Origin of the sequence: Anaerostipes butyraticus (assembly GCF_016586355.1) — a bacterium.
In the GTDB taxonomy this organism is placed as follows: domain Bacteria; phylum Bacillota; class Clostridia; order Lachnospirales; family Lachnospiraceae; genus Anaerostipes; species Anaerostipes butyraticus.
The window spans coordinates 22,466-41,653 of the sequence record NZ_BLYI01000030.1 but is presented as its reverse complement, the minus strand read 5'-3'; the positions used below and the strand labels follow the sequence as shown (position 1 = coordinate 41,653).

Annotated in this window: 15 protein-coding genes; 1 reads left to right on the top strand and 14 read right to left on the bottom strand. The window is 44.0% G+C overall.

Going from position 1 to position 19,188, the window contains the following annotated elements; all coding sequences use genetic code 11:
* Positions 1 to 21: 21 nt before the first annotated feature.
* The 6 genes from JMF81_RS07245 to lgt form a co-directional block, all read right to left on the bottom strand.
* The gene (locus JMF81_RS07245) at positions 22 to 1,758 is read right to left on the bottom strand and encodes a peptidoglycan D,D-transpeptidase FtsI family protein (protein WP_330597397.1); all 1,737 of its coding nucleotides are present in this window, start codon (positions 1,756 to 1,758) and stop codon (positions 22 to 24) included.
* 56 nt (positions 1,759 to 1,814) lie between these two features.
* Entirely contained in the window at positions 1,815 to 3,632 is a 1,818-nt protein-coding gene (locus JMF81_RS07240; protein WP_243282573.1) for a peptidoglycan D,D-transpeptidase FtsI family protein, read from the bottom strand.
* 12 nt (positions 3,633 to 3,644) lie between these two features.
* Entirely contained in the window at positions 3,645 to 4,133 is a 489-nt protein-coding gene (locus tag JMF81_RS07235) for a septum formation initiator family protein (RefSeq protein ID WP_201310785.1), read from the bottom strand.
* Positions 4,134 to 4,145: 12 nt separating this feature from the next.
* Positions 4,146 to 5,084: a 16S rRNA (cytosine(1402)-N(4))-methyltransferase RsmH gene (gene rsmH / locus JMF81_RS07230; protein ID WP_201310784.1), complete on the bottom strand. Its 939-nt coding sequence runs from the start codon at positions 5,082 to 5,084 to the stop codon at positions 4,146 to 4,148.
* An 8-nt stretch (positions 5,085 to 5,092) separates the two neighbouring features.
* Positions 5,093 to 5,524 carry a division/cell wall cluster transcriptional repressor MraZ gene (gene mraZ / locus JMF81_RS07225; RefSeq protein WP_201310783.1) on the bottom strand — a complete coding sequence of 144 codons (432 nt, stop codon included), beginning with the start codon at positions 5,522 to 5,524 and terminating at the stop codon, positions 5,093 to 5,095.
* Positions 5,525 to 5,785: 261 nt separating this feature from the next.
* Positions 5,786 to 6,685 carry a prolipoprotein diacylglyceryl transferase gene (gene lgt, locus JMF81_RS07220; protein WP_201310782.1) on the bottom strand — a complete coding sequence of 300 codons (900 nt, stop codon included), beginning with the start codon at positions 6,683 to 6,685 and terminating at the stop codon, positions 5,786 to 5,788.
* A gap of 152 nt (positions 6,686 to 6,837) precedes the next feature.
* Here lgt and ychF point away from each other — a divergent pair, with 152 nt between their 5' ends.
* Positions 6,838 to 7,935, top strand: a complete 1,098-nt coding sequence (gene ychF, locus JMF81_RS07215) for a redox-regulated ATPase YchF (protein ID WP_201310781.1) — start codon at positions 6,838 to 6,840, stop codon at positions 7,933 to 7,935.
* Between the two features lie 127 nt (positions 7,936 to 8,062).
* On the opposite strand, the gene JMF81_RS07210 is transcribed toward ychF, so the two are convergent.
* The 8 genes from JMF81_RS07210 to JMF81_RS07175 form a co-directional block, all read right to left on the bottom strand.
* Positions 8,063 to 9,151, bottom strand: a complete 1,089-nt coding sequence (locus JMF81_RS07210) for a C40 family peptidase (protein WP_201310780.1) — start codon at positions 9,149 to 9,151, stop codon at positions 8,063 to 8,065.
* 359 nt (positions 9,152 to 9,510) lie between these two features.
* Complete coding sequence (locus tag JMF81_RS07205) at positions 9,511 to 10,689, bottom strand: phosphoribosylaminoimidazolecarboxamide formyltransferase (protein WP_201310779.1); 1,179 nt, start codon at positions 10,687 to 10,689, stop codon at positions 9,511 to 9,513.
* Between the two features lie 25 nt (positions 10,690 to 10,714).
* Complete coding sequence (locus tag JMF81_RS07200; RefSeq protein WP_201310778.1) at positions 10,715 to 11,428, bottom strand: IMP cyclohydrolase; 714 nt, start codon at positions 11,426 to 11,428, stop codon at positions 10,715 to 10,717.
* Between the two features lie 148 nt (positions 11,429 to 11,576).
* The gene (locus JMF81_RS07195) at positions 11,577 to 12,791 is read right to left on the bottom strand and encodes an LL-diaminopimelate aminotransferase (RefSeq protein WP_201310777.1); all 1,215 of its coding nucleotides are present in this window, start codon (positions 12,789 to 12,791) and stop codon (positions 11,577 to 11,579) included.
* 20 nt (positions 12,792 to 12,811) lie between these two features.
* A complete protein-coding gene (locus JMF81_RS07190) occupies positions 12,812 to 13,372 on the bottom strand; it encodes an ANTAR domain-containing response regulator (protein WP_243282572.1) in 561 nt (186 codons plus the stop codon).
* 26 nt (positions 13,373 to 13,398) lie between these two features.
* A complete protein-coding gene (gene glnA / locus JMF81_RS07185) occupies positions 13,399 to 14,727 on the bottom strand; it encodes a type I glutamate--ammonia ligase (protein ID WP_201310776.1) in 1,329 nt (442 codons plus the stop codon).
* Positions 14,728 to 14,747: 20 nt separating this feature from the next.
* Complete coding sequence (gene carB / locus JMF81_RS07180) at positions 14,748 to 17,948, bottom strand: carbamoyl-phosphate synthase large subunit (protein WP_201310775.1); 3,201 nt, start codon at positions 17,946 to 17,948, stop codon at positions 14,748 to 14,750.
* Positions 17,941 to 19,020: a carbamoyl phosphate synthase small subunit gene (locus tag JMF81_RS07175; RefSeq protein ID WP_201310774.1), complete on the bottom strand. Its 1,080-nt coding sequence runs from the start codon at positions 19,018 to 19,020 to the stop codon at positions 17,941 to 17,943. The genes carB and JMF81_RS07175 overlap by 8 nt, the downstream gene beginning before the upstream one ends.
* Positions 19,021 to 19,188: the final 168 nt, after the last annotated feature.

Genomic DNA, 19,188 nt, shown 5'->3' with positions numbered 1-19,188 from the left:
GTTATCTCCCATCCTGTTCTCTTATTCATTTTCTTTCTCAGCTGTATAATCTTTGGAAATTCCCAGATACGGCAGCGCCACCTGAAAAACACTGCGCATGACCGGCGCCGCGATAGTTCCGCCATAATACGTGCCTTCCGGCTCATCGATCAGCACGATCCCCATAACGGTCGGATCTTCTGCTTTTGAAAATCCGAGAAATGAAGAAATATACTTGCCGTTTCCCCTCGGCAGTTTTTCACTGGTCGCTGTCTTCCCTCCGATGGAAAACCCTTCGATTTTACAGTTTCTTCCGGATCCTTCTGAGACAACTGCTTTTAACAGGTCCCTCAGGGTCTCTGATGTTTCTTTTTGAATCACTCCTTTTTTCTCCGGATATTCAAAGATCTTCTCCTTCTTCCCGTCCGCAGAAACCGTGCGGACTCCGAAGTGAGGAGTTATCAGCTTCCCTCCGTTTACTGCCGCGCTGGCAGCACGCAGAAGCTGCAGCGGTGTAATCTGAATGGACTGCCCAAATGACATCGTTGCCAGTTCCACCGCTTTCACATTTTTTTTCTTATGCATGATAGAATTTGCCTCTCCCGGAAGATCAATTCCGGTTTTTTCAAACAGCCCGAGTTTCCGGAACATATCATACATTCCATCGACCCCCACCCGGGCCCCTACTTCCATGAAAACCGGATTGCAGGAGTTCATGACTCCTTCCCGGAATGTTTCGCTTCCATGTCCCGTAGTTTTATGACACCGGATCTTACGATCCTCTACAATCCGGAATCCCGGACAGTTGAAATGATCTGTCACTTTTACCTTCCCTGATTCCAGCCCTGCAGCCGCCGTTACGATCTTAAATACCGATCCTGGCTCATAAGTGTCATTGATGCAGGAATTTCTCCACTTCTGGTTCAGATATTCCTGCTGCTTTTTGCTGTCTGCCTGCTGCTGCCTGCTGTTCAGTTTAAACGGTTCATTGAGATTATATTCCGGCACATTGGCCATGGCGTAAATCTCTCCATTCTGCGGATTCATCAAAATCATGGAAACCTGTTTGGCATTCTTTTCTTTTTTTACTTTTTCACAAGCCTGTGTCACATAATTCTGCAGATTCACATCCAGAGAAGTATACAAATCATTTCCCGCCACAGGCTCATCCCGCTCTTCATAGGCTCCTTCAATCTCAATTCCTTTTCCATCGGTTAATGTAAGGATTTTCCCGGATTTTCCTTTCAGATATTTATCATAGAAAACCTCCAGTCCGACAATTCCCTGATTGTCACCTCCGGTAAATCCCAGAACCTTTGATGCAAGCGAGTCGTATGGATACACTCTTTTGTAATCTTCATCTACTTTTACTCCATCCAGTTTATATTCACGGATCCGGTCTGCGGTTTCTTTCTCCACATTGCTTTTGATCTTTTCCCGGACAGAATTTTTATAGACTTTTCCTTTGATTTCTTCTGTTTCCAGTCCCAGTTCTTCTGAAAGAACCTGAACCACTTTTTTCTTATCTGTCATCTGAGAATAAATAACAGAAATCGAATAAACCGCTTTATTGGAAGCAATCTTTACTCCGTTACGGTCATAGATATTCCCTCTGGGGGCTTTGATTTCTCTCTCCCTTTGATGAAGATCCCTGGCCAGCTCCTGATATTTATCTGACTGAGCAATCATAACATATCCAAGGCGGACCGCTACAACTGAAAATCCCAGACAGATCAGTCCTGTAATTCCAAGAATCTTCTTTTTATATCCTGTTTTCACCGGCTGCGCCTCATAATTCCATACTATTATAAACGTATGAAAAAATCCGGCTCATATTACTGATTCGTGCTTTTTGCCACCTTCAGTTCTTTCAGGGAACCTTCGATCACATCTCTGGCGATCTCAACAGTAAGTCCCGTATTCTGCTGAGATCCTTTCTGAATCTCATCAATGACCACGTATACAACAACCTGCGGATCTTCCACTGGCGCAAATCCACAGAAGGAAACCACATAGGTTCCGGCACTTCTTGGAATCTTTTCTGCAGTACCGGTTTTTCCTCCTACCGTATAATCATCCAGCTGAGCTTTTTTTCCGGTTCCGGATTCCACCGTTTCCCTCATATATTCTTTCAGTTTGTCAGATGTATCCCTAGATACTGTCTGCTTAACCAGTGCCGGTTCCACATTGCTGATCACACTGCCTTTATCATTTTGCAGCTGGCGCACTACATGAGGCTCATAATAACTGCCTCCATTAACAAGAGAGCAAAATGCGCTTGCCATCTGGATCATAGAACAGTTAAAAGACTGTCCAAAAGAACTGGTAGCCAGATCCACATCTTCCATCTTATCAGCAGTATGAAGAAGGGTGTCTGTTTTGGCTTCTCCCGGAAGATCGATTCCTGTCAGACTTCCAAAATTAAATTCCCTCTGATATTTCGTAAACACATCTTTTCCTTCTTTCGCTGCAATCTGCATGATCGCGTCATTACAGGATAAAGAAATAGATTCTGACAGTGTGATCCTGCCGTGTCCGGATCTGTGAGAACAGTGGATTCTATTGGATCCGATCTGCTCATATCCGTTACAGATAAAAGTCTCGTCTCCTTTTAAAATTCCCTCTTCCAGTCCCGCCGCCACGGTAAACGGCTTAAAGGTTGATCCCGGTTCAAAAGTATTGGATACAATCGGATTCTTCCAGATCTCATTGAAAGCCTCCACTTTTTCCTTCTCACTCATTTTATCAATTTCACTCTTTTTATATTTCGTAAGAAGATTTTTCTCATTTCTCGGATCTTCCAGATTAAAAGATGTAGAAGAAGCCATGGCATAAACTTCTCCGTTGTTCGGATTCATAACAAGGATACTGCTTCCCTTGCTTCCGTATTCTTTTTCAAAAGCGGCCAGTCTCTGTTCCGCCAGCTTCTGAATATTGGAATCAATGGTCGATACCACCGTCTTTCCATTTTGCGGATCTACGATGGAAGTATCAGATTCCAGTTCCTCATTCAAATACGTATACCGGCGTCCATCCACACCGGATAACGTGCTGTTGTAATACTGCTCGATTCCGCCGGTTCCGCTGTTATCAGAAACAAATCCTATTACCTGGCTGGCCAGAGATTTATTAGGGTATTCTCTCTGATATTTCTCAGAAAATACAACCCCTGAAATATCTTCTCCGGCGTCGCTTTCCATATACTCTTTCATATCTGCCACCTGGCTGTAGGTCAGGTCTTCTTTATATACAGAATAATAAGAATCTTTATTCTCTTTTAAATAAGACAGCAGAGCGTCCTTATCAAGTCCCATATATTTTGTCAGTGCTGACACTACCTTTTTCCGCACATCTGCCGTTCTTAAAATATTTTTCGGCTCAAGGACAAGATTATACAGCTTCTTGCTGGTAGCTAAAGTATTGCCATTCCGGTCTAAAATATCCCCTCTTTTATAAGGAATCGTGACACTGTTATAATTCTGCTGGGACAATACCTGCTTTTCATAAATACCATTTTTAAAAACGCTGAAATAAACAAGTCTTCCTGCCAGAATGATAAAAAGAATTGCTATGAAGGTAATCGTTCCGATCGTCCTCACCTTCATAGCATGATTAAGTCGTTTTATTTTCTTTCGTCTACGTCGTCTTCTCAAAGCAATCACCTCTTAGTCGGCATCCGGAATATCATCATACTGCCGGACATATTCCACGTCCGTGCTGTCATAATGAATGATATGGCTGGAGTCTGGCTCCTTCATTCCATATTTCTTTGCAGTTTTTTCAATCTGATCCAGATCAATACTCTGTTCGATTTCCAGATTCAAGTCCTCATTTTCCACCTGAAGAGTGTTTAACTGTTCTCTCTTATCAGACAATTCTTCTCTTTGTTCCACCAGCTTTGCACGTTCGGACAGATAAAAAAGGCTGACAGCGGTAACTATCACAACCGCCGCGATCAGAACACGAATAAAAGCGAAGTCAATCTGCATTGCCTTCTGCTGATTCTGTCTGGTTCTGGCAGATGTCTTCGGTCTGGCTTTATGTCTGACTTTCTTCTTTCTTCTCTCCGGCTCCGGTCTGACTGGTTCTGCTTCCATCTTGCGGGCCGTATTGCCGTAAATCAAATTGTAACGTTCCTGTCTTGTCTTATCCATAAACCGATCCCCCTAAATACCTCTTTCAAACACTCTAAGCTTAGAGCTCTTTGCTCTTTTGTTATGTTCTAACTCTTCCTCCCCGGGAACAATCGGCTTGCGTGTCACCTGTCTTCCTTTTGAAACTTTCCCACATACGCACACCGGAAAATTCGGCGGACAGGTACACGGGTTTTCGTTTTTCTTAAATGCACGTTTCACAATTCGATCTTCCAGCGAATGAAATGTAATAATGCAAAGCCTTCCCCCCGGGTTCAGCAGATCGATCATTGCATCAAGACTGTCTTTTAACACATCCAGTTCATGATTGCATTCGATCCGGATTGCCTGGAACGTCCGTTTGGCCGGATGTCCGCCAACCGCCCTTACCTTTTTCGGGATGGCATTTTTTATAATCTCAATCAATTCCCCTGTCGTTTCAATCGGCTTTTCCTGTCGTCTGCTGACGATATGTTTTGCGATATTTTTTGCAAATTTTTCTTCTCCATAATCCCGGATTACATGAAACAGATCCATCTCTGAGTAATCATTGACAATATCTCTGGCTGTCAGTTCCTGACGCTGATCCATCCTCATATCCAGAGGAACGTCTTCCCGGTATGTAAATCCTCTCTCCTTCTCATCCAGCTGGAAAGAAGATACCCCAAGATCCAGCAGTATGCCGTCAACTTTTCCGATTCCCAGTTCCTTAAGAATCCGGGGCATATTGACATAATTATCTCTGACGATCGTTGCCTTGTCTCCAAATTCCCTGAGACGGCGGCTTCCTGCCTCGATTGCGTCTGCATCCTGATCGATCCCGATATAACGTCCCTGATCAGACAGCCGCCGGCAGATCTCCCAGGCATGTCCGCCTCCGCCGAGCGTACCATCGACATAGATGCCGTCAGGTTTTATATGAAGTTCTCTGATTGTCTCTTCCAGTAATACGGAAATATGCTTAAATTCCATTTGCCCACCTAAATATTCAGTCCTAAATCCTGCATGCCCGCAGCAATCTCATCCATGTCTTCATAAGAGTTATTAGCATCCCACCGCTCTTTGCTCCACACCTCGATGCGGTTCAGCATTCCTGCCAGCATGACTTCTTTTTCCATACCCGCAAATTCCCTCAGCGCTCCCGGTATCAGAATCCTGCCCTGCTTATCCAGCTCGCAGGCTGCCGCTCCGGAAAGAAAAAACCTTGAAAATTTTCTTGCATTTTTATCAATGAGCGGAAGGCCTCTCAGTTTCATTTCAAATTCTTTCCATTCTTTTTGAGGGAAAATAAAGAGACATCCATCTAATCCCCTTGTAATGATAAACTCTTGTCCCAGTTCTTCCCGAAATCTGGAAGGAATTATCAGCCTGCCCTTTGCATCAATTGTGTGTTTGTGTTCCCCCATGAACATGGACTCACCTCTTTGTGCCTGCCACTCTCGTCTATGGTATCGGGAGGTTGTCCCCCACCTTCTACCACTTTTAACCACTTATATGAACATTTTATACGATACATATTAAAAAAGCAAGGAATAATCCACAACCAAATCTTAGTTTTTTCTTATAAATTCGACATTTTTTCGACATTTTCCCCCTCCTTTTCTCTCCCCGCCCTAAAAACAAAAAAGAGCAGAGTTATCTGCCGGTTTTTTGGCTTTTCTCTGCTCTTTCATCTATTCTGCTGTTTTTTTCTTTTTCTTTCGTAGTCTTCCCCAGCAAATGACAATGATCCCTCCTGCCGCAAGAAACGCTGCCAGCATCTGGGATACTCTGATCCCGGTATTTCCGATCATCAGCGAGTCCGTTCTCAGACCCTCGATCCAGAATCTTCCGATTCCATATCCTGCGGCATACAGCGCTGTCAGTTCTCCGTCAAAAGCTTTTCTTTTGGTAAACCATAAAATGAACAGCAGCACCATCAGATTCCAAACACTTTCATACAGAAAAGTCGGATGAACCTGAATATAGGACGCTGCACTGCTGCCTGCATCCAAAAATACAGCTTTGTCATACAGCCCCGATTCTATGATTTCTGATAATCTTCCATGTTCCAGGAAAAAATCTGTTGGAATCTGCATTGCAAACAGACCATCTGTAAATCCTCCAAAGGCTTCCCTGTTAAAAAAATTTCCCCATCGTCCCAGGATCTGTCCAACCAGCAGTCCCTTGACCGCGATATCTGTAAACTGAGCCATGGATACTTTACGCACCCTGCAGAAAATAAACAGCACCAGCGCAGCAGCGATAATCCCGCCATAGATTGCCAGACCGCCGTTTCGTATTTCTATAATTTCTCCCAGATGCTCCTTATAATAATCCCAGGAAAATATCACATAATAAAGTCTTGCACCTGCGATCGCAGGAATGACCATACAGATCAGATAGTCAAAAACCATTTCCGGATCAAATCCCTTTGTGCGTTTTGCTGCATAATATGACAGGGTCAGTCCAAATAAAAATCCCAAGGCGATCATTACACCATAATATCTTATCTCAAAATTTCCAATATGGAATCCTTCCCCTACATTTTTCAGTACAATCCCCAGATTAGGGAATCGGATTTCACTTGCCATACATCTCTTCCTTTCTTTTGCGCATACAAAATCCCCTGCTTTGTTTCTCCTTACTTCCTAAGATACATATCTTATCCTATTTCTCTTTCCTTTTCAAGTTCCTTGTGTTAGACTATTAAATGAAAAATTATACAATAAGAAAGGAAATGATTATGAAATTAGGTATTGTCGGGCTGCCAAACGTCGGAAAAAGTACATTATTTAATTCTCTGACAAAGGCAGGCGCCGAATCAGCTAACTATCCGTTTTGTACCATCGATCCTAATGTAGGAATCGTTGCCGTTCCTGATTCCCGGGTGGATCATCTTGCCGAGATGTATCATTCCAAGAAGGTCATTCCGGCTGCCATCGAATTTGTTGACATTGCCGGTCTCGTAAAAGGAGCTTCCAAAGGAGAAGGATTAGGCAACCAGTTCCTTGCCAATATTCGTGAGGTTGACGCGATCGTTCATGTGGTCCGCTGTTTTGATGACAGCAATATTGTCCATGTAGATGGTTCTGTTAACCCGCTGCGTGACATTGAAACTATCAACTTTGAACTGATTTTCTCTGATATTGAAGTTCTGGACAGACGGATCGCGAAATCTACCAGAGGAGCCCGCAATGACAAAGCCCTTGCCCATGAAGTGGAATTTCTCAAGGAAGTCAAAGCGCATCTGGAAGACGGAAAACTCGCCAAGACATTTGTCGTGGAGGATGAAGAAGATCAGCTCATCTTAAATTCCTGTAATCTTCTGACCGTAAAACCTGTCATTTTTGCTGCCAATGTCAATGAAGATGAACTGGCAGAGGACGGCCAGGAGAATGACTATGTCGCTGCTGTCCGCAAATATGCAGAAGATGTGGACGCAAAGGTTTTCGTTGTATGTGCGCAGATCGAGCAGGAGATTGCCGAACTGGATGATGATGAAAAGAAAGAGTTTCTGGAAGATCTCGGATTGAAGGAATCCGGACTTGAAAAGCTGATCGCAGCCAGCTACTCTCTTCTTGGTCTGATCAGTTTCCTTACATCCGGAGAAGATGAAACCCGCGCATGGACCATCAAGAAAGGAACCAAGGCTCCTCAGGCAGCCGGCAAGATCCATTCTGATTTTGAACGCGGTTTTATCTGCGCTGAGGTCGTATCCTATGATGATCTGATGGAAAACGGAAGCATGCACGCATGCAAAGAAAAAGGTCTGGTACGCCAGGAAGGAAAAGAATACGTTGTAAAAGACGGAGATATTATTGTATTCCGGTTTAATGTATAAACTTTTGAAAATAAAAAAACTATGTCCTTTGCTTTAGAGCGAATAAGACAGCATCAAAAAAACAGGAGCGGCAAAATCAAAAATTTCGCCGCTCCTGTTTTTGTATGATAAATTTAATCTTCTCTCTCTACTTTATAATCCGTACCGCCCTGCACGGCGTACGGTAGCTGACATTTGAAATCTTGATTCCGCCCTTTGGATATGGGGCAGAATTGCTGGCATGGACAACTTTTCCATTCCCGATATACATTGTCACATGACTGATTCGTCCCCCGCTTCGGTAAAACAGCAGATCTCCCGGCTGTATGGAACTTACCGCCACTTCCCGTCCTTCTCCCGCCTGCGCGGCAGAACTGTGACTTAAATGATATCCAAAATGTTCATATACCCTCATTACAAAGCCGGAACAATCAGCTCCCCTGGTCAGACTGGAACCTCCATATACGTATGGGTTGCCTACATATTTTACAGCATAAGCTGCAATCTGACTTCCAAGAGTTTTCCCGGATACACTTACCTTCTGTTCCCCGGATGCCTTTGATGTCCGGGTTTTCTTTTCACCGGATGATGCCTCCTCTTCCGCTTTTTCTATCGGTCTGGCCTCATCGAAATCATATCCAACCTTAATATGTTCTTTGGATACATAGCCCTTTCCATCCTGAAGTTTTACTTTTGTCCAGCAGTCTTCTTCCCTGCTGTCCATAATCTCATAACTGGTGCCCTTTTCCGCTACAGCAAGCACATCTGACTTCAGATCCGGTTCTTTCCTCACTTTCAGGGCTTCTGCTGTGACAACCGCTGTCCTGGGATACTTCTTCTTCTCCGCATATGCGCTGATGTCTTCATCATAGATCAGATATTTGTCATTCACATATCCCTCTACGGTTCCCGACCAGATCTTTGTCCATCCGCCTTTCCTGTCTGTGACCCTGCCTATGCCTCCGTCTCTCAGTTCACCGACAATCCTGCTTCCGGATGACGGCTGACTTCTGATGTTAAGATGGCTGGTCACTCTTGCCGCCGCATAACCTTCATAGGATACATATGCAGGCTGGCTCTTCCTGGAAGAATCGGATACACGGTCAACATACTTCTCAATCGCCCGGCCAACTCCCGCCGAAGCAAACTGCTCTCCCTGGGCTGCCGCGGACTCCATCCAGATGCCAAAGGCAATCATTCCCGCACCAGCCGCTGCCTGAATTTTCTTTCGGATCATAAAACGCCTCCTTATGTAAAAACTAAGGCTGCCGTTTATCATATCCTCTTCTTCTAAAACCCCTTCATCCAATTCCGGCCTGTAAACGATAGTCTCTTGACAGAATTACCAAATTGTTACAAATATGTTGTTTCTAATTTAGCACATTTCATAAACATTGTCAATTTATTCATTCCTTTTTATTCATATTTAACAATTTTAGTTCCCCGAGAACTCTTTTCATAGTCTTCCCAATCCTCCATAAAATAAAAACAGTTCTCCGCAGACTGAATTCACAATCTTTTTAAACGGAGAACTGTTTTTCATCCTTCTTTTTTATCCAGAGACATCTCTGCCTGTTTTATACCAAAATCCCGGCTCTAGTGATGGAAAAGACGGATTCCTGTAAATGCCATTGCCATTCCATATTTGTTGCAGCAGTCAATTACCGCGTCATCTCGTACGGATCCGCCTGGCTGTGCTACGTATTTTACACCGCTCTTATGAGCGCGCTCAATATTGTCTGAGAATGGGAAGAACGCATCAGATCCCAGTGTTACATCTGTAAGCTTGTCAAGCCATGCTCTCTTCTCTTCTTTTGTAAATACTTCCGGTTTTTCTGTGAAAATATTTTCCCATGCTCCGTCTGCCAGAACATCCATATATTCGTCTCCAATATACAGATCAATGGCATTATCACGGTCTGCACGGCGGATTTTATCTTTAAATGGAAGTTCCATGACTTTCGGACACTGTCTTAACCACCAGTTGTCTGCTTTCTGTCCTGCCAGTCTTGTACAATGTACACGGGACTGCTGTCCGGCACCGATGCCAATTGCCTGGCCATCTTTTACAAAGCATACAGAATTAGACTGTGTGTATTTTAACACGATCAGTGAAATTTTCATATCTGTCAGGGCTTCTTCCGGAATGTCTTTGTTCTCCGTTACAATGTTGGATAAAAGCGCATCGTCAATTGGAAGTTCCTGACGTCCCTGTTCAAACATAACGCCAAATACTTCTTTGTGCTCTAACGGAGCCGGTTCATAATCCGGATCGATCTTGATGATATTATAATTTCCTTTTTTCTTCTGCTTTAAAAGTTCCAGCGCTTCCTCGCTGTATCCCGGAGCAATGACTCCGTCAGAAACTTCTCGTTTGATCAGTCTTGCTGTATCTGCGTCACATTCATCTGAAAGAGCGATAAAATCACCGAAAGAAGACATTCTGTCTGCGCCTCTTGCTCTTGCATAAGCACATGCCAGAGGAGACAGATCTCCCATATCATCCACCCAGTAAATCTTTTTTAATGTATCAGACATTGGTCTGCCTACAGATGCTCCGGCAGGAGAAACATGCTTAAAAGAAGTTGCCGCAGGAAGTCCTGTTGCTTTCTTTAATTCTCTTACCAGCTGCCATCCATTGAAGGCATCCAGGAAGTTAATATATCCCGGTTTTCCATTGATCACTTCGATCGGAAGATCGCTTCCGTCTGCCATGCAGATCTTAGAAGGTTTCTGATTCGGATTGCAGCCATACTTTAATTCCAATTCTTTCATTTCGCTTTTCTCCTTTTTCTTTTGATTACTGATTTTTGTTGACGATTCTTGTTTCATAAGTTCCGGTTGCGATATCGATATAACGAACAAACAAAGAAACTTTGTTGTCTTCGTTTAAGCTCTCCCAAAGTGTCTTTGTAAATGTATCAATATCATCTTCCACCGCTACCAGCTTTGGCTCTCCCTCAAAACTTGGAAGAGGATCTCCGTCGTGCATATAAGTATGAATAAAATGTCCTTCTCCTGGAACCGGATTCTCATAAGTGAACGTATAACGATTGCAGCTGTCCGGATTTCCATTATTGCTCTTTAAGATAGACATTGCATAATGAAATGTTCCGTCTTCTACCTGCATGATACCGGAAATCCTCGGTGTATAATTCGGACCATCCGGTTCAAACTCACGGCTTCTTAAAGACTGTTCAAACGTAAGTCCTTCCTTGATTCCATCATATACAGTATCTGTCTGATCTCCGTTGGTTACAATGGTCTTGTTCCCAAGCACACGAACCGGCGCATAAATGATCAGGCTTGGATCTGTAAGTTTTGACTCATCAAACGCCTGCGTGCGGATTCCTTCCCCTTCTTCCGCGAAAATCCTGTTTCTGCTGTTTTCACTTCTTCCCATGATGAAGTAAGCAGTTACCGCTTTGGTACCATCCGGAGATTTTCCAATTACGATTCCTCTTCCCGGATAAGCATTTGCCTGTAATTCCTGTTCCAGATTTAACATTTTCATAGATATGTCTCCTTTTTCACCTCAAACTTTTTAATATTCTATCATATACTGACAGCTTTCGTATATAAAAAATCTAATTTTTTCTACCCTGTATTTCTGCCGAAAGCGAAAAGACGTACCAGTTTTCTTCCGATACGTCTTTTTCTTTTTACATATTCTTAATGCGTTCCATTGCTGCTACTGTATTTTCATAGCTTCCAAACGCTGTAAGCCGGAAATATCCTTCTCCGCTTGGTCCGAATCCTGATCCAGGAGTACCTACTACATTTGCATTTTCAAGAAGATAATCAAAGAACTCCCATGATGTCATCTGATCCGGAGTCTTCAGCCAGATATATGGTGCATTTACTCCGCCGGAAACCGTATAGCCTGCGTCTTTTAATCCTTCGAAGATTACTTTCGCATTATTCATGTAATATCCAACCTGTTTCTTTAACTGTTCCTTTCCAGCGTCAGAGTAAACTGCCTCTCCGGCTCTCTGAACAATATAAGGAGCTCCGTTGTATTTTGTTCCGTGACGTCTTGCCCAGAGATCATGAAGTCTTACATCTCCGCATTTCAGGTCTTTTGGAACAACCGCATATCCAAGACGCACTCCTGTAAATCCTGCGTTCTTGGAGAAACTCTTTAATTCAATGGCACAGGTTCTTGCGCCTTCACATTCATAAATTGTATGCGCTACATTGTCTTCAGAGATATATGCCTCATAAGCAGCGTCGTAAATGATGACAGCGCCATTCTTGTTAGCATAATCCACCCATCCCTGAAGCTGATCTTTTGTGATCGTGGAGCCTGTCGGGTTGTTCGGGAAGCACAGATAGATAATATCCGGTACTTCATCCGGAAAATCCGGAGCGAAATCGTTATCTGCCGTACAAGGCATGTAGATTACATCACTCCATGTTTCTGTTTTCGGATCATATGTTCCTGTTCTTCCAGCCATAACGTTCGTGTCAACATACACCGGATAAACCGGGTCACATACGGCAATCTTATTATCCTGTGCAAAAATTTCCTGAATATTGCCGGAATCACACTTTGCTCCATCGCTTACGAAAATCTCATCTGCAGCGATGTCTGCTCCTCTGTCGGCATAATCATTTTTTGCAATCGCGCTGCGCAGGAATTCATATCCGAGATCCGGAGCGTATCCATGGAATGTTTCCGCATGAGCCATCTCATCCACTGCGCCATGAAGAGCCTCGATGATTGCCGGAGCCAGAGGCTGAGTTACATCACCGATTCCAAGACGGATGATATCCTTATCCGGATTCGCTGCAGTATATTCATTTACTTTCTTAGCGATTGTGGAAAACAAATAGCTTCCCGGAAGTTTTAAATAATTGTCATTGATTTTAAACATAAGTTCCTCCTAAAAATAGTCTAGTATGTAAGTGATTCTTTAATCATTTTTGCCATTTCGATCAGGCTGACACCGCTGTCCATACTCCGTTTCTGAATATAACGGTGCGCCTCTTCCTCGCTGATTCTGTTATTCTCCATCAGTAATCTTTTTACTTCATCCAGCAGCTGTAATTCTTCCCTGGTCCTTTCTTTCGGCCTGTGTTTCTTCCTTTTCGGATTATTGGAAATACTGCTGACGATCTCTCTCATGGTTTCGATCAGACTGTGAGCCTTTAACGGCATGGAGAGATAGTGTACGTTGGCCATATCACACTCTTCCTCCAAATGTGCCCGAGAAGCGATCAGCACCATCTGAATTCCATCAGGGAGATATTCTCTCAGTTCAGTATACACCATATCTGCGTATTTATATCCACAGACAACAATACCTTCTTCCATTCCTTCCATCCGCTGAATTACCTGCGCCGCAGTCACACAGACTCCGATGACTTCAAAACCGCTGCGCACAAGCAGATTCCTTATATTTCTGGCGATTTCCTGTTTTGGGAACAAAACGATGACGCTAACCAGACTTCTCACCTCCTCGCATCTGCTTATCGTGGGGACTAAATCTTATATAAATACTCATCAATTTCCCACTGTGATACGAATTTCTGGTAAGACTCCCATTCCTTCTTCTTTGCTTCATAATATTTCGTAAAAATATGATTTCCCAGTGTTTTTCTGATAAAATCACTGTTCTCGAAAATATCCAAAGCCTCCTTTAAATCTCTTGGCAGCATCATGATTCCTGCCTCTTTTTTCTCTCCTTCCGCCATCTCATACTGGTTCTTGGATGTACCTTTTCCAGGGGTCAGTTTGCCGCGGATTCCTTCCAGACCTGACGCCAGGCTGACCGCCAGGGCAAGATATGGATTGGCTGCCGGATCCGGACTTCGAAATTCCAGTCTGGTTCCGCTTCCTCTCGCCGCAGGCACACGGATCAGCGGGCTTCGGTTTGCCGGAGACCAGGTAACGTCTACCGGCGCCTCGTATCCCGGAACGATCCGCTTATAAGAGTTCACCAGCGGATTGGTAATCAGGCTCATTTCCCTGGCATGTTTCATAACTCCTGCCATAAAATAGAAAGCCTCATCACTGACTCCGATATGGTTTTTGGAATCCGCAAAAATATTCTTTCCGTCTTTCCATAAAGACATATTCAGATGCATTCCGGATCCATCCACACCGGTAATTGGTTTCGGCATAAAACTTGCATACAGTCCATGCCTTTTTGCAATATATTTTACTACGAATTTAAATGTCAGGATGTTATCGGCCGTCCGAAGCGCATTATCATATTTAAAATCGATCTCGTGCTGAGCCGGCGCAACCTCGTGATGGGAAGCTTCAATCTCAAATCCCATTTCCTCCAGATTCAGGATCATATCTCTTCTTGCGCTTTCTCCCAGATCCAGAGGCGCCACATCAAAGTATCCCGCTTTTTCATGACTCAATGTCGTTGGCTGTCCTTCTTCATCCGTATGGAATAAGAAGAATTCGCATTCCGGACCTACATTGAACTTATATCCCATCTTCTTGCATTCGCGCATCACTCTCTTGAGAATATTCCTTGGATCTCCCTCAAACGGCATGCCGTCCTGTCCGTAAACATCACAGATCAGCCTTGCAACCCGTCCTCCGGAACTCCACGGAAAGATCAGAAAACTGTCCAGATCCGGATACAGATACATATCTGATTCCTCGATCCTTACAAATCCATCTACAGAAGAACCATCAAATGTGCATTTATTATCCAGTGCCTTTTCCAGCTGGCGCGCTGTAATCGCTACATTTTTCATCGCGCCAAACAAATCAGAAAACTGCAGTCTTATAAACTGGACATCATTTTCCCTCACCAGATCTATGATATCCTGCTTGGTATATCGACCCATAACATCACTCCTCTTTTTCGCTAAATTGTCGCTATGTCTACAACAGTCAATTGATCTCTATTTCCTGTTTCCAAACTAGTCAGCAGAGCATCCGCTGTGTCAAGACTTGTAAGACATGTCACTCCTGTCTCGATCGCGTAACGGCGGATCAGGAATCCATCTTTGCTTCGTCCGACACCCTGGGATGGCGTATCGATGACTAAGTCAATTTTATCATCTAAAATCAAATCCAGCAAGTTCGGAGACGGCTCTTCCAGCTTATTGATCGGTTTCGCCGGAACACCTGCCTCGTTCAGGACTCTGCAGGTACTTTTTGTTGAGAAGATTTCATATCCGAGATTGATAAATCTTCTTCCGATATCTACCGCGTCGATTTTGTCAGAGTCTTTTACTGTCAGGATCATCTTCTTGTATTTTGGAAGGTCAACGCCTGCACCTAAGAACGCCTTGTAAAGAGCCTCATGATAGTTCTTGGAAATTCCAAGACACTCTCCTGTTGATTTCATCTCAGGTCCGAGGCTTACCTCTGCTCCGCGAAGTTTCTCAAATGAGAAGACCGGCTTTTTCACAGCATAATATTCTGATTCCGGCTGCAGTCCCGGTTCATATCCAAGATCTCTGATCTTCGCTCCTGTGATCACTTTGGCTGCCAGTGCCACGATCGGAATTCCGGTTACCTTGCTGATATAAGGAACCGTACGGCTGGAACGTGGGTTTACCTCGATCACATACACTTCTTCATTGGCAACGATAAACTGAATATTGATCAGTCCCACAACATGAAGGGATTTTGCCAGTTTTCTCGTATATTCTGCAATGACACGTTTTACTTTGTCACTCAGGTTAATGGACGGATATACGGAAATACTGTCTCCGGAATGGATTCCGGCACGTTCTATATGTTCCATGATTCCCGGGATCAGGATATCATTTCCGTCACATACGGCGTCAACTTCCACTTCTTTTCCTACCAGGTATTTATCGATCAGGATCGGATGTTCCTGCTCATAACGATTGATGATTTCCATAAAGGCAGTGATATCTTCATCTGAAACCGCAATCTGCATTCCCTGTCCTCCAAGAACATAGGATGGACGTACCAGAACCGGATAACCGAGTCTGTGAGCGGCTTCCAGAGCTTCCTCACAGGTAAATACCGTAGTTCCTTTCGGTCTTGGAATGCAGCATTCTTCCAGGATCTCATCAAACAGTTCTCTGTCTTCTGCCGCATCTACATTTTCCGCACTTGTTCCAAGGATTGGAACTCCCATCTTCATCAGGGCCTCTGTTAATTTGATCGCTGTCTGTCCGCCGAACTGTACGACTGCTCCATCCGGTTTTTCCAGCTCTACGATGCTTTCCACATCTTCTGCTGTTAACGGCTCAAAATACAGTTTATCCGCTACGTCAAAGTCTGTAGAAACCGTTTCCGGATTGTTGTTGACGATGATTGTCTCATATCCTTCTTTGCTCAGCGCCCATACACTGTGAACAGAACAGTAGTCAAACTCGATTCCCTGTCCGATACGGATCGGACCAGATCCAAGTACCATAACTTTTTTCTTTCCAGACGTTTCTTCCACTTCATTTTCCCCATCGTAGCAGGAATAGAAATACGGTGTCTCCGCATCAAACTCTGCTGCGCAGGTATCTACAATCTTATAAGAAGCGTGGATGTTCATTTCATTTCTCAGTTCTTTGATCTCACGTTCTGTTTTTCCAACCAGCTGGCCGATCACTTTATCCGGGAATTCCAGACGTTTCGCTTCCAGGAGCAGGTCATAATCCAGCGCATCTGCTTCTTTCAGTTTCTTTTCCATCTCTACGAGAACGGCAATCTTGTCCAGGAACCACCGGTCAATCTTCGTAATATTAAAGATCGTATCATAGTCGAATCCTCTTCGGATTGCTTCTGCGATCACATAGATTCTTAAATCATCGATCTTTTCCAGTTCTTTTAACAGTTCTTCATCTGTCAGCTTATCGTAATCACCAAAGATCAGGCTGTCCACATGCTGTTCCAGAGAACGAATTGCCTTCATCAAAGCTCCCTCAAAGTTGGTTCCGATACTCATAACTTCTCCGGTCGCTTTCATCTGTGTCGTTAACGTTCGTTTTGCATGAATGAATTTATCAAATGGAAGACGAGGCATCTTGACTACACAATAGTCAAGCATCGGCTCGAAACTTGCGTATGTTTTCTTTGTGACTGCGTTTTCAATCTCGTCCAGCGTATAGCCGATCGCGATCTTGGCAGTTACCTTGGCGATCGGATATCCTGTCGCCTTGGAAGCCAGCGCGGAAGAACGGCTGACACGAGGATTTACCTCGATTACGCAATACTCAAAACTGTCCGGATTCAGCGCGTACTGAACATTACATCCTCCATGCACATTCAGCTCTGTGATAATATTCAGAGCGGATGTACGCAGCATCTGATATTCTTTATCTCCCAGTGTCTGAGAAGGAGCCACAACGATACTGTCTCCTGTATGCACACCGACCGGATCGATATTTTCCATGTTACAGATTGTGATGCAGGTTCCGTTTTCATCACGCATTACTTCATATTCGATTTCTTTCCATCCGCCGATGTAACGCTCTACCAGTACTTCTCCAACACGGCTCAGGCGCAGTCCATTCTCAAGAATGGCCTCCAGCTCTTCCTGGTTATGGGCAATTCCGCCGCCGCTTCCTCCCAGCGTATATGCCGGACGAAGAACTGCCGGATAGCCGATCTCTTTCGCAAATTTCACACCGTCTTCGATGGTTGTTACAACCTGTCCGGCTGCGATCGGTTCTCCGATCTTTTCCATGGTTTTCTGGAACTCCAGACGGTCTTCAGCCTTTTTGATCGTATCCGGAGATGTTCCGATCAGCTCAACGCCTGCTTTCTCCAGATATCCGCTCTCGCATAATTCCATAGCAAGGTTTAAGGCTGCCTGTCCTCCCAGAGTCGGAAGAATGCTGTCCGGTTTTTCTTTTTCGATGATCTTTTCGATCACAGGGGCAGTCAGAGGCTCAATATATACCTTATCTGCAATATCTTTATCTGTCATGATCGTAGCAGGATTGGAGTTGACAAGTACAACTTCAACGCCCTCTTCCTGCAGCGCACGGCAGGCCTGAGTTCCCGCGTAGTCAAATTCCGCTGCCTGTCCGATGACGATCGGTCCTGATCCGATGACAAGTACTTTCTTTATATCTTCTCTCTTAGGCATTTTTTGCTCCTTTCATCACATCCAAAAATTCATCAAATAAGTAAGCCGTATCCTGTGGTCCCGGACATGCTTCCGGATGGAACTGTACAGTACGGATTTTCTTGTTTTTATAGTTTAATCCTTCGATTGTCCTGTCATTTACATTGATAAAGGAAACTTCTGCGACATCCTTTGGAATGGATTCATTCTTGATCACATATCCATGGTTCTGGGAAGAAATATAAACTCTTCCGGTAGCAAGATCTTTCACCGGATGATTTCCGCCCCGGTGTCCCCAGCGCATCTTCTCTGTATCCGCTCCTGTCGCAAGCGCCATCAGCTGATGTCCAAGACAGATGGCAAAGATCGGCACATCACTGTCATAGAGTTTTTTGATCTCTTTGATGATCTCTGTACATTCTTTCGGATCTCCAGGGCCGTTGGACAGCATGATTCCGTCCGGCTGATCTCCAAGGATCTCTTCTGCGGAAGTAAAGGCCGGATATACCGTTACATCACATCCTCTCTTGCTCAGAGATCTTATGATATTTTTCTTTGTTCCAAGATCCAGCAGCGCGACTTTTGGTCCGTCTCCTGCCACATGAGTCTTTTCTTTTCTTGTGACTGTCTTAACTGCGTTTGTGACTCTATATGCTTTTAATTTTGGAAGAATTTCATCTAAATTATAATCTGGATTCGTTGTGACCATTCCGCCCATGCATCCGTCTTCTCTTAAAATCTTTGTGATCGCGCGGGTGTCAACACCGCAGATTCCAGGGATATCATGTTCCTTCAGATATGCTTCCAGCTCCTCCTCTCTGCGAAAATTGCTGGACATCCTTGAAATCTCCCTTACGATAAAGGCAGAGTGCCAAGGCCTATCTGATTCTGCGTCTTCCAGGCAGACTCCATAATTTCCAATCAACGGGTAGGTCATTACCACTCCCTGTCCTTGATAAGATGGATCTGTCAGCACTTCCAGGTAGCCTGTCATTGAAGTATTGAATACTACTTCACAAATGACTTCTTTTTGTGCCCCGAAGCTCTTTCCTTTAAAGACATGTCCATCTTCCAGTATCAAAAATGCATTCATGAAAATTTCCTCCTAAATAAAATTCGTAGAAATTGTTTTCTTCATTTTGCTGTTTTTGAAAAAAGTTCCAATTTTAGCAAAAAAGAGAAATAAAACTAAAATAAAAATCACAAACCCAAGTATTAGAAAAACCGATCATTTCCCAATACTAACCTGTGCTATTATCCT